The 9,950-nt window shown below is 61.7% G+C and carries 11 protein-coding genes; 8 read left to right on the forward strand and 3 right to left on the reverse strand.

The features are described 5' to 3' along the window. Positions 1-165: 165 nt before the first annotated feature. Together WMO66_RS07730 and WMO66_RS07735 are read right to left on the reverse strand one after the other, a co-directional pair. Positions 166-702, reverse strand: a complete 537-nt coding sequence (locus WMO66_RS07730; RefSeq protein ID WP_349135844.1) for a hypothetical protein — start codon at positions 700-702, stop codon at positions 166-168. After that, a complete protein-coding gene (locus tag WMO66_RS07735; RefSeq protein WP_349135845.1) occupies positions 695-2,161 on the reverse strand; it encodes a nicotinate phosphoribosyltransferase in 1,467 nt (488 codons plus the stop codon). Before WMO66_RS07735 ends, WMO66_RS07730 begins: the two co-directional genes overlap by 8 nt. 232 nt (positions 2,162-2,393) lie before the next feature. Here WMO66_RS07735 and WMO66_RS07740 point away from each other — a divergent pair, with 232 nt between their 5' ends. The 6 genes from WMO66_RS07740 to WMO66_RS07765 are packed head-to-tail and all read left to right on the forward strand — an operon-like array spanning position 2,394 to position 5,913. Then, positions 2,394-2,780 (forward strand): thioesterase family protein, encoded by a 387-nt coding sequence (locus tag WMO66_RS07740; RefSeq protein WP_349135846.1) that lies wholly within the window; start codon positions 2,394-2,396, stop codon positions 2,778-2,780. A gap of 13 nt (positions 2,781-2,793) precedes the next feature. Continuing rightward, a complete protein-coding gene (gene rimM, locus WMO66_RS07745; protein ID WP_349135847.1) occupies positions 2,794-3,294 on the forward strand; it encodes a ribosome maturation factor RimM in 501 nt (166 codons plus the stop codon). Next, positions 3,284-4,057, forward strand: coding sequence for a tRNA (guanosine(37)-N1)-methyltransferase TrmD (trmD, locus tag WMO66_RS07750; RefSeq protein WP_349135849.1), 774 nt, complete (start codon positions 3,284-3,286; stop codon positions 4,055-4,057). The genes rimM and trmD overlap by 11 nt, the downstream gene beginning before the upstream one ends. Further along, positions 4,011-4,727: an NAD-dependent protein deacylase gene (locus tag WMO66_RS07755; RefSeq protein ID WP_349135850.1), complete on the forward strand. Its 717-nt coding sequence runs from the start codon at positions 4,011-4,013 to the stop codon at positions 4,725-4,727. The genes trmD and WMO66_RS07755 overlap by 47 nt, the downstream gene beginning before the upstream one ends. Before the next feature lie 11 nt (positions 4,728-4,738). Further along, positions 4,739-5,458, forward strand: coding sequence for a tRNA (N6-threonylcarbamoyladenosine(37)-N6)-methyltransferase TrmO (gene tsaA, locus WMO66_RS07760; RefSeq protein WP_349135852.1), 720 nt, complete (start codon positions 4,739-4,741; stop codon positions 5,456-5,458). Next, positions 5,455-5,913: a low molecular weight protein-tyrosine-phosphatase gene (locus WMO66_RS07765; protein WP_349135853.1), complete on the forward strand. Its 459-nt coding sequence runs from the start codon at positions 5,455-5,457 to the stop codon at positions 5,911-5,913. The genes tsaA and WMO66_RS07765 overlap by 4 nt, the downstream gene beginning before the upstream one ends. A gap of 53 nt (positions 5,914-5,966) precedes the next feature. Here WMO66_RS07765 and WMO66_RS07770 read toward each other — a convergent pair whose 3' ends face one another. Then, complete coding sequence (locus WMO66_RS07770) at positions 5,967-7,040, reverse strand: 6-phosphofructokinase (protein ID WP_349135854.1); 1,074 nt, start codon at positions 7,038-7,040, stop codon at positions 5,967-5,969. 364 nt (positions 7,041-7,404) lie between these two features. On the opposite strand from WMO66_RS07770, the gene ppk1 reads away from it, so the two are divergent. Together ppk1 and WMO66_RS07780 are read left to right on the forward strand one after the other, a co-directional pair. Beyond that, positions 7,405-9,546 carry a polyphosphate kinase 1 gene (ppk1, locus tag WMO66_RS07775; RefSeq protein ID WP_349135855.1) on the forward strand — a complete coding sequence of 714 codons (2,142 nt, stop codon included), beginning with the start codon at positions 7,405-7,407 and terminating at the stop codon, positions 9,544-9,546. A 2-nt stretch (positions 9,547-9,548) separates the two neighbouring features. Next, positions 9,549-9,869 carry an MGMT family protein gene (locus WMO66_RS07780; protein ID WP_349135856.1) on the forward strand — a complete coding sequence of 107 codons (321 nt, stop codon included), beginning with the start codon at positions 9,549-9,551 and terminating at the stop codon, positions 9,867-9,869. Positions 9,870-9,950 lie beyond the last annotated feature (81 nt).

A 9,950-nucleotide genomic window follows, 5' to 3' on the forward strand; every position in this document is an offset into this window, starting at 1 on the left:
TCCTTTCGCGTTCAATAACCCGCCGCAGCGGCAGAATTGCAAAATAATACTACAAAATTTCATTTTGCAATTCTGAAGGCAGCTTGGCGAAAAATCCCGAAGGGACTTTTTTGACAAGCTGGGGAGACTGTGCAGCCGCACAGTCTCCCATTTTTACACGTTTATTCACAGATGCAGCTTCGGGCGCAGGCGGACGTGATAATAGACCTCCAGCCGCGCGATAAGCACGTCATAGATCACGAACGTCACGTTTGCCAGCACAAGGAGCACGGCCAGCATGGCCTTCCCCATGCCCGCAAAGTCCTCCATGACAGCCGTCAGATGGAAGACATAGAGCATCAGGCCATAGGCCGCAAAGACCGCCGCATTGACATACACGAGCTTGACCACCCACGCAGCCGCGCGCACGCGCAGCCTGCCGATGAGCTTTCGCAGCATGGGATAGTAGCCGAAGAACACGAACAGCACGGCCGCTTCCTTCTCCGGCGCCAGCAGCGCGGCCAGAGCGGCCACGGCGGCGTACCACAGCAGGCCCCATTTCCAGCCGCACTCGCAGTAGACCGGGATGAGCACAAGCGAGGCCAGCACCGGGCAGGCGATGGAGGCAAACGGCACGGTCCCGCCGAGGAACATCAGCGCGACCGCCAACGCGGCAAGCACACCGCACAGGGCCATCCGAGCCGCCGCGCCGCGCTTACGCATGGTGCTCTCCGCATGCGTTGTCCTTCAGCAGACGGTATTTGATCTCCCAGAGCTTCTGAGAGAGGTCCACATAGTAGGTATGCGGGTTGTCAAATCGCTTGACCTCGTCCCAAAGTGTGTCGACCTGCTCGCGGCAGTAGGAGCGAATTTCGTTGAGCGTCGGAAGCTGGTAGACGAGCTCGCCGTTCCGGAACACGGGGACCTGCAGCTCGCGGGCATGGAAGTTATAGACCTTTTTGCGCTTCCAAGTCGCCTCCGGGTCGAAAATTTCCAGATCCTCTCCGTCGTTCACGGTCTCGTCGTGCAGGCAGAGATAGTCCGCAATGGCCTTGCCCGTGTCCGCGCCGTAGAAGCGGTAGAGCTTTTTGAAATGCGGATTCGTGATCTTGCCGACGTTCTCGGAGATCTTGATCTTCGGCTCGATTGTCCCGTCCGGACGCTCGACAGCCACGAGCTTATATACGCCGCCGAACACCGGCTCGCTCTTGGCCGTGATGAGGCGCTCACCGACGCCGAACATGTCGATCTGTGCGCCCTGCCGCAGCAGGTCCTGAATGAGGTATTCGTCCAGCGAATTCGACACGGAAATCTCGCACTCCGTCCAGCCGGCCTCGTCGAGCATTTTGCGGGCCTTTTTCGTCAGGTACGTCATGTCGCCGGAGTCGAGGCGGATGCCGCACTTGCGGATGCCGAGTGGGCGCAGCACCTCGTTGAACGCGCGGATGGCGTTCGGCACACCGCTCTTGAGCGTGTTGTAGGTGTCGACGAGCAGAACGGCGTTCGTCGGGTACAGCTCGCAGTAGCGCTTGAAGGCCTCATATTCGCTGTCGAACATCTGCACCCACGAATGGGCCATCGTGCCGCCCGCGAATACGCCGTAGAGCTGATCGGAGATCGTGCAGGCCGTTCCGTCGCAGCCGCCGATGTAGGCAGCGCGCGCGCCGAGGATGGCAGCCTGCGCGCCCTGCGCCCGGCGGGAGCCGAACTCCAGCACGCGGCGGCCCTCCGCCGCGCGGACGACGCGGTTGGCCTTTGTGGCAATGAGGCTCTGGTGGTTCAGCGCCAGCAGGATATACGTTTCGACGAGCTGGGCCTCGATGGCCGGGGCGCGGACCGTCAGGATCGGCTCGCGCGGGAAGACCGGCGTGCCCTCCGGCACGGCGTAGATGTCGCCCGTGAAGTGGAAATTCTCCAGATAGTGCAGGAAGCCCTCGTCAAAGATGCCGCGGCCGCGGAGATAGGCGAGGTCGTCCTCAGAAAAATGCAGATCGCGGATATACTCGACCACCTGCTCCAGACCTGCCGCAATGGCAAAGCCGCCGCCGTCCGGAACATTGCGGAAGAAGACGTCAAAATAGCAGATCTGATCCGCCTTCCCGTCCACAAAGTAGCCGTTGCCCATGGTCAGCTCGTAAAAATCGCAGAGCATGGTCAGATTGAGTTTTTCATTCGTTTTCATACTGCACCTCTCATGCATATGTTATTACCCAGATTATAGCCCGGAATCGCCAAAATGGCAATCTTTATTTTTGTTTTGCATTGACCTGACCCTGCAAATTTGGTACTATACTATGTGAGAAATCAGGCTGGCACCGCACAATTCCGCAAGAGCATTCGGCAAAAAATATCCGGCGAAGGCCGAAGGTGCAAGGATGCGGTGCTGCCTCTGGTCCATTTGGAGGATTATGACTATGGCAATTGAAATTGGACTGCAGGGCCACAGCGAGACGCTCGTCGAGCAGGAGGACACTGCAAAGTCCGTCGGCTCCGGCGATCTGCTCGTCTATGCAACGCCTTGCATGGCCGCCCTGATGGAGGGTGCCGCCTGCGAGAGCATCGCGCCATATCTGGCAGAGGGCGAGACGTCCGTCGGCGTTTCCCTGCAGCTTTTCCACACGGCCGCCACGCCCGTCGGCATGGAAGTCCGCGCAGAATCCGTCGTCACGGCGGTCGACGGCAAAAAGATCACCTTCACCGTCACAGCCTACGACGAGGCGGGCGAGATCGGCCATGCACAGCACGAGCGCGTGATCGTCAAGGCCGAGCGTTTTCTGGAAAAGACCTATGACAAGCTCTGAGCAGGAGGACAGCATGCAGAAAAAATATCTGGAAGCGGGCGAGATCGTCAGCACCCACGGCGTGCAGGGAGAGGTCAAGATCCTGCCGTGGGCGGACGGCCCCGAATTCCTGCTGCAATTTGATACGTTCTATCTGGACGGCCGCCCCTATGCCGTCCGCTCCGCCCGCGTGCACAAGACGTGCGTGCTGGCAAGCCTTGAGGGCATCGACACGCCGGAGCAGGGCATGGCTCTGCGCGGCAAGCGCGTCTGCATCGACCGGGACGAGGCAAAGCTGCCGGAGGGCAGCGTTTTCATTGCCGATCTCATTGGATGCCGCGCGCTGGACGAGGACGGCGCAGAACTTGGCCGCATCGAGGACGTGCTGACCATGCCGTCGAGCGACGTCTATGTCATCGCGGGCGAAAAGCGCTATATGGTCCCGGCCGTCAGGGAATTCGTCCGCGAAATTCGCGTTGACGAGGGCTATGTGCGCCTGCACCTGATCGAAGGAATGGCAATCGATGAGAATTGATATCATGACGCTCTTCCCGGACACCGTCGGCGACGTGCTGAGCGAGTCTATCCTCGGCCGCGCGCAGGAGCGCGGCATTCTCCGCATCGAAACGCACCAGATCCGGGATTACACTGCGAACCGGCAGAATCAGGTGGACGACTACCCCTACGGCGGCGGCCACGGTGCCGTGCTGCAGGCAGATCCGCTCTACCGCTGCTGGTGCCATGTCTGCGATGAGGCAGGTGCGCCCGTCCACACGATCTACCTCTCCCCCGCCGGGCATGTGTTTGACCAGAGCGACGCCCGCCGTCTGGCAAAAATGGACAATCTTGTTTTTGTCTGCGGGCATTACGAAGGCATCGACCAGCGCTTCATCGACGAGTGCGTCGACGAGGAGCTTTCCATCGGCGATTTCGTCGTCACCGGCGGTGAGATCCCGGCCATGGCCATTACAGACGCCGTCTGCCGCCTTGTGCCGGGCGTGTTGTCCGATGCGGCCTGCTTTGAGGATGAGAGCCACTGGGCGGGCACATTGGAATATCCCCAATACAGCCGCCCCGCCGAGTGGCACGGCCTGCGCGTGCCGGATATCCTGCTCTCCGGCGACCACGCCAAGGTCGCACGCTGGCGCAGGAAGCAGTCCATCCTCCGCACGCGGGAGCGCCGTCCCGACCTGTATGCCGCCCTGCGGCTCGACAGCAAGGAGGACAAAAAAATTCTGAGGGAGATCGCAGATGAAGACGAAGATCGAGCAGCTGCGCAGCTGGATCGCAGAGAGTAAGCGCATGGTGTTTTTCGGCGGCGCAGGCGTCAGCACGGAAAGCGGCATTCCCGATTTTCGCAGCGTAGACGGCCTGTACCACCAGAAATTCGACTACCCGCCCGAGACGATCATCAGCCACAGCTTCTTTCTGAATAATCCGGAGTATTTTTACCGGTTCTACCGCGAAAAAATGCTCCCGCTCGGCTTTGAGCCGAACGTCACGCACCGCGTGCTCGCCCGACTGGAGCAGGAGGGACATCTGGCCGCCGTCGTCACGCAGAACATCGACGGTCTGCACCAGAAGGCCGGGAGCAAGCGCGTCTATGAGCTGCACGGCAGCGTTCTGCGCAATTACTGCATGAAATGCGGCAAATTTTATCCCGCCGAGTTTATCCGCGATGCGCAGGGCATCCCCCGCTGCACCTGCGGCGGCATCGTGAAGCCCGACGTCGTGCTCTATGAGGAGGCGCTCGACGAGAAAACGCTGGCCGGGGCCATTTCCGCCATCCGGCAGGCCGATGTGCTGCTCGTCGGCGGGACAAGCCTCACCGTCTACCCCGCTGCGGGCCTGCTCGGCTACTACCGCGGTGACCGTCTCGCCCTCATCAACCGCGACGAGACGCCCTATGACGACATGGCCGGGCTTGTGCTGCACGCCTCGCTCGGCGACGTGTTCTCGCAGCTGTAAGGAGGGCAAGCATGGAAGAGACCTGCGTTCTCCGTCCCATTGCGCATGTGCACAGCGAATTCCCCGGGAAATTCGGCATCCCGCGCCAGAGCGGCGTCGTGCCGGAGCTGCGCTCGGAGCTGATCTTCACGCCGGAATTCCGCAATCCGGACGCCCTGCGCGGCATCGAGGGCTTTGACCGTCTGTGGCTCATCTGGGAGTTTTCCGCCAACCGCCGTGCCTCGTGGTCGCCGACGGTCCGCCCGCCGCGCCTTGGCGGCAATACGCGCCTCGGCGTGTTCGCCACGCGCTCGCCGTTCCGGCCGAACCCGCTCGGCATGTCCTGCGTCGTCCTGACCGGCGTCCGGCAGGATGCAAAGCTCGGGCCTGTTCTGTGCCTGTCAGGGGCTGACCTCATGGACGGCACGCCCGTGTTCGATATCAAGCCCTATCTTCCCTATTCCGACTGCTTTCCCGATGCCCGCGCAGGCTTCACGGCTCTTGCGCCCGACCTGCTGCTGGACGTCGATTTCCCGCCGGAGCTGCTCGCACACATCCCCGAGGCGCACCGCAGCGCCCTGCTCGGCGTGCTGTCGCACGATCCCCGGCCGTCCTATCAGGACGATCCCGCGCGCCGCTACGGCATGGGCTTCGCGGGCTTTGACATTCATTTTACCGTCTCCGAGGGCCGGCTGACCGTGGTCGACGTCGTGCCGATGGAGCCGTCTGAGAAAGGATCCGCAAGCCAATGATTCGAATCATGTTCGTCTGCACCGGAAATATCTGCCGCAGCCCTATGGCCGAGCTGGTCATGAAGCAGCTCGTGCGCAAGGAGGGGCTTGACTGGGTCATCTCGTCCGCCGCCAACACCGGCGACGAGGTTGGAAACCCCGTCTATCCGCCCGTCCGCGCCCTGCTTGAGGCCCGCGGTATCTCCTGCAAGGGGAAATACTCCGTGCAGCTCCGCCGCGAGGATTACCCGAACTACGACTATTTCATCGGCATGGACGCACGCAACCGCCGCGATATGCTGCGCATCTTCGGCGGCGACCCCGAAAATAAGGTCCATCTGCTGCTGGACTACACGGATCATCCGCATGAGATCGCCGATCCGTGGTACACGCGCGACTTCCGCAAGGCGGAAGCCGAGATCGACGAGGGCTGCGCCGCCCTGCTGCGCACGCTTCGTACGCAGGAAACCGCCTAATCAAAAAAATATCGGGCCGGGGGCATTGTGAAGTGCTCCCGGCCCGATGTTTGTCAGTCTCCCATGCACAGGCCAAGCTCCCGCGCCGCACGGACGAGCTCGCCGTCCACCGGGACGGTCTTCAGACGCCCGGCAACTTCCTTGAGCGGCACCGGCACGATGCGGTCGTTCTGCACGGCAACCATGTTGCCGAACTTTCCCTCGCGGATGAGCTCCGCCGCCGCCACGCCGAGGCGCGTGCACAGCAGGCGGTCTGCCGCACAGGGCGCGCCGCCGCGCTGGAAGTGGCCGGGGATCGTCACGCGGATTTCCTGACTGGTGATCTTCTGCAGCTCATCTGCCAGGCGGTAGGAAATGGACGGATACGGCATGGCCGCCCGGGCGGCCTTGAAGTCCTTCTTGCTCATGGCAGCCTCCTCGCGGCTGATGGCGCCCTCCGCCACCGCGACGATGGAGAAGCGCTTGCCCCCGCGGGCGCGCTGCTGGATGGCAGCCGCAATGGCCCGCGCGTCATATGGGATCTCCGGGATAACGATGACGTCCGCGCCAGAGGCAATGCCCGCATGCAGTGTCAGCCAGCCTGCCTTATGTCCCATGATCTCCACGATAAACACGCGGCTGTGCGAGAACGCCGTGGAATGGATGGAATCGATGACCTCCACGGCGATGTTCATGGCCGACTGGAAGCCGAACGTCACCTGCGTGCCCCAGAGGTCGTTGTCGATGGTCTTCGGCAGCGTCACAACGGGAATGCCGTGCTCCGAAAGGAGGTTTGCCGTCTTGTGCGTGCCGTTTCCGCCGAGGATGACCAGGCAGTCAAAGCGGGCGCGGCGGCAGGTATCGAGCATTTTCTCGAGCTTTGTTGCCTCGTTCTCCTCTGCCTGCTGCATGGTCTTGAACGGCTGGCGCGACGTGCCGAGGATCGTGCCGCCGCGCGTGAGGATATCGGAAAAATCCTGCGGCTCCATGGGGTGATAGTCGCCCTCGATGAGGCCGCGGTAGCCGTCGCGGATGCCATAGATGGTCACGGCGGTCCCGAATTCCTGATACAGCGCCTTTGCCACGCCTCGCAGGGCCGCATTCAGGCCCTGGCAGTCGCCGCCGGATGTCAGCATACCGATTTTCATGGTTTCGTCCCTCCTGTAATTCTTCAGCTTGTCAAAAAAGTCCCTTTGGGCTTTTTCGCCAAGCTGATTCCAGAATTGCAAAATAGAATTTTGTATTATTATTTTGCAATTCTGCCGCTGCGGCGGGTGATTGAACGTGAAAGGACACCCTGACGATTTCCTTTCACACTTTCCTTCCCTCCGAAACTTTTGGCTTGGCAGTTTTTTGACACTCTGAGTTCTTATCATCTCTATCATCATACGACTTTTTGCCGCACTTGAAAAGGGGGGAGTGTCAAATTTTCATGATTTTACAACGCCGGGATTGCAGCAGCCGCGCATTTCCGGTATAATGGAGCAAAACATCTGGAAAGGAGCAGACCCCATGACGGAACCGATCTGGGAAAAGGGCTACACGCAGAACCGGGAGCTTTCGTGGCTGCAATTCAACGCCCGCGTGCTTGAGGAGGCGGAGGACGAGACCGTCCCCCTGCTGGAGCGCGTGAAATTTCTCTCCATTTTCACGAGCAATCTCGATGAATTCTATATGATCCGCGTCGGCAGCCTCGGCGACGTCGCCGCACTGGGCGGCCACGGCGTGGACAACAAATCCGGCCTGACGGCAAAGGAGCAGCTCGAGCGGATCTATGCGGCGACGGCCCCGTTATATGAGCGACGTGACCGTGTCTTCCGCCGCGTGGAGCGGGAGCTTGGCGCAGAGGGCCTGCAGCGCCTGCGCATGAACGAGCTGACGCAGGACGAGCACCACTATATCCGCCAGCTCTTCCGCACGGCCATTCAGCCGCTGCTCTCGCCGCAGATCGTCGACGCACATCATCCCTTTCCCCATCTTGCCAGCAAGACGCTGCACGTCGGCGTGCGGCTGTCGCGGAAAAAATCGGAATTCTGGGGTCTTATCCCCATGCCGCCCTCCGTGCCGGAGCTTCTATTCCTGCCGGAGCAGAATGGCATTTGCCGCTACGTTCCGCTCGAGGAGGTCCTGCTGTTTTACGCAGACAGCGTGTTTGAGATGTACAGCACGCTCGAAAAGGTCGTGTTCTGCGTCACGCGCAATGCGGACATCAACCCGGACGACGAGCCGTTCGCGCCGGACGGCCGCGAGATCGACCTGCGCGCCAAGATGGAAAAGCTGCTGCGGGAGCGCAGGCGGCTGTGCGTCGTGCGCGTGGAGCTTTCCGCGCCCATCAGCGGGCACTTTGCCGAGTTGTTCCGCAAGCGCTTCGATATCTCCGGCGAACAGATCTTCGTCTCCTGCGAGGCGCCGCTGTGCATGGACTACGCCTTCTCCCTCGGCGAGCATCTGCCGGAGGCGCGCCGCGCCGCCCTGTCCGACCCGCCCTTCACGCCGCAGCAGCCCGCCATGCTGCTGCCGGGCCAGAGCCTGCTGCGCGCCGCGCTGAAGCGTGACCTGTTCCTGTCCTATCCCTATGAATCCATGGAGCCATTCCTGCAGATGGTGCGCGAAGCGGCCAATGCGCCGGACGTTCTGTCCATCCGCATCACGATCTATCGGCTGGCCCGCAAGGCCAAGCTCGTGGACTATCTCTGCGCCGCTGCCGAAAACGGCAAGGACGTAACCGTCCTCATCGAGCTGCGCGCCCGCTTTGACGAGCAGAATAACATCGACTGGTCCGAGCGGCTGGAGGAAGCGGGCTGCAAGGTGCTCTATGGCTTTGAGGACTACAAGGTCCATTCCAAGATCTGCCTCATCACTCTGCGGGAGCGCGGCGCACTGCGCCATGTCACGCAGATCGGCACAGGCAATTATAACGAGAAGACCGCAAAGCAGTATACGGATGTCTCGCTCGTTACGGCAGACCAGAATATCGGCGCGGACGCCGCGGCCTTCTTCAGCAATATGGCGCTCGGCAATCTCGAGGGCAGCTACGGCACGCTGCTCGTTGCGCCGCACCAGCTGAAGAAGCCGATCCTCGCACGCATCGAGGAACAGACAGCGCTCGGCCCAAACGGCTACATTCTGATGAAGTTCAATTCTCTGACGGATATCGACGTCATCCACGCCCTGTCGCGCGCCTCGCAGGCGGGCGTCCGCGTCGAGCTCATCATCCGCGGTATCTGCTGCCTCGCCCCCGGCGTGCCGGGCTATACGGACAACATCACCGTCACGAGCATCGTTGGCCGCTTTCTGGAGCATTCCCGCATCTTCTGCTTCGGCCGCGGCGAGCAGGAGCACGTCTATATCTCGTCTGCCGACATGATGACGCGCAACACCGTCCGCCGCGTGGAGATCGCCTGTCCCATTCGCAGCCCGGAAATTCACCGCCGGCTCCACGAAATTCTGGACGCCATGCTGGCGGACACCGTCAAGGCGCGCGTCCTGCTGCCGGACGGAACGTATACGAAAAAGCCACCTTCCTATGAGCCGGTCTGCGCACAGGTCCTGCTCATGAAGCGTGCCGTCGAAGCCGCGCAGCAGCAGAGCACCGCTGTCCCGCAGAAAAAGCGCTCTCTCTGGGAAAAGCTCTTCCACCGGAAGGGCCGCTGACCATGGCGGAAGCACCGTCGCTTTTTGCCTCCGTCTATGCGCTCGTCGCGCAGATCCCACCCGGCTTTGTCGCCTCCTACGGTCAGCTGGCCCGTATGCTCGGCGCGCCGCGGGCCGCGCGGCAGGTCGGCTGGGCCATGCGCTGCTGCCCGGACGAACTGCCGTGGCAGCGTGTCATCCGCGAGGACGGCACGATCGCAGGCGGGGAATATGCCCCGCTGCGCCGCGCCATGCTGGAGGCCGAGGGCGTCCCGTTCACGCAGGACGGCCGCGTCGCCATCGACCGCTGCCGCTGGCAGCCCGGGGAAGCGGGTCTCGTTTGAGAGCCTGTCGAAAAAGCCTCGCAGAGTTTGCGCCCGCAGGCGCAAAGAAAATGGAAATCATTTTCTCCGGCGGCGTGTACG

Origin of the sequence: Faecousia intestinalis, assembly GCF_040096185.1 — a bacterium.
Classification (GTDB): domain Bacteria; phylum Bacillota; class Clostridia; order Oscillospirales; family Oscillospiraceae; genus JAZOXB01.

Coding starts and splice junctions, on each gene's coding strand:
- ppk1 (WP_349135855.1), top strand. CDS start 7,405: ATGACGGAACCGATCTGGGAAAAGGGCTACACGCAGAACCGGGAGCTT.
- WMO66_RS07770 (WP_349135854.1), bottom strand. CDS start 7,040: ATGAAAATCGGTATGCTGACATCCGGCGGCGACTGCCAGGGCCTGAAT.
- rimM (WP_349135847.1), top strand. CDS start 2,794: ATGCAGAAAAAATATCTGGAAGCGGGCGAGATCGTCAGCACCCACGGC.
- WMO66_RS07780 (WP_349135856.1), top strand. CDS start 9,549: ATGGCGGAAGCACCGTCGCTTTTTGCCTCCGTCTATGCGCTCGTCGCG.
- WMO66_RS07765 (WP_349135853.1), top strand. CDS start 5,455: ATGATTCGAATCATGTTCGTCTGCACCGGAAATATCTGCCGCAGCCCT.
- WMO66_RS07730 (WP_349135844.1), bottom strand. CDS start 702: ATGCGTAAGCGCGGCGCGGCGGCTCGGATGGCCCTGTGCGGTGTGCTT.
- tsaA (WP_349135852.1), top strand. CDS start 4,739: ATGGAAGAGACCTGCGTTCTCCGTCCCATTGCGCATGTGCACAGCGAA.
- WMO66_RS07740 (WP_349135846.1), top strand. CDS start 2,394: ATGGCAATTGAAATTGGACTGCAGGGCCACAGCGAGACGCTCGTCGAG.
- WMO66_RS07755 (WP_349135850.1), top strand. CDS start 4,011: ATGAAGACGAAGATCGAGCAGCTGCGCAGCTGGATCGCAGAGAGTAAG.
- WMO66_RS07735 (WP_349135845.1), bottom strand. CDS start 2,161: ATGAAAACGAATGAAAAACTCAATCTGACCATGCTCTGCGATTTTTAC.
- trmD (WP_349135849.1), top strand. CDS start 3,284: ATGAGAATTGATATCATGACGCTCTTCCCGGACACCGTCGGCGACGTG.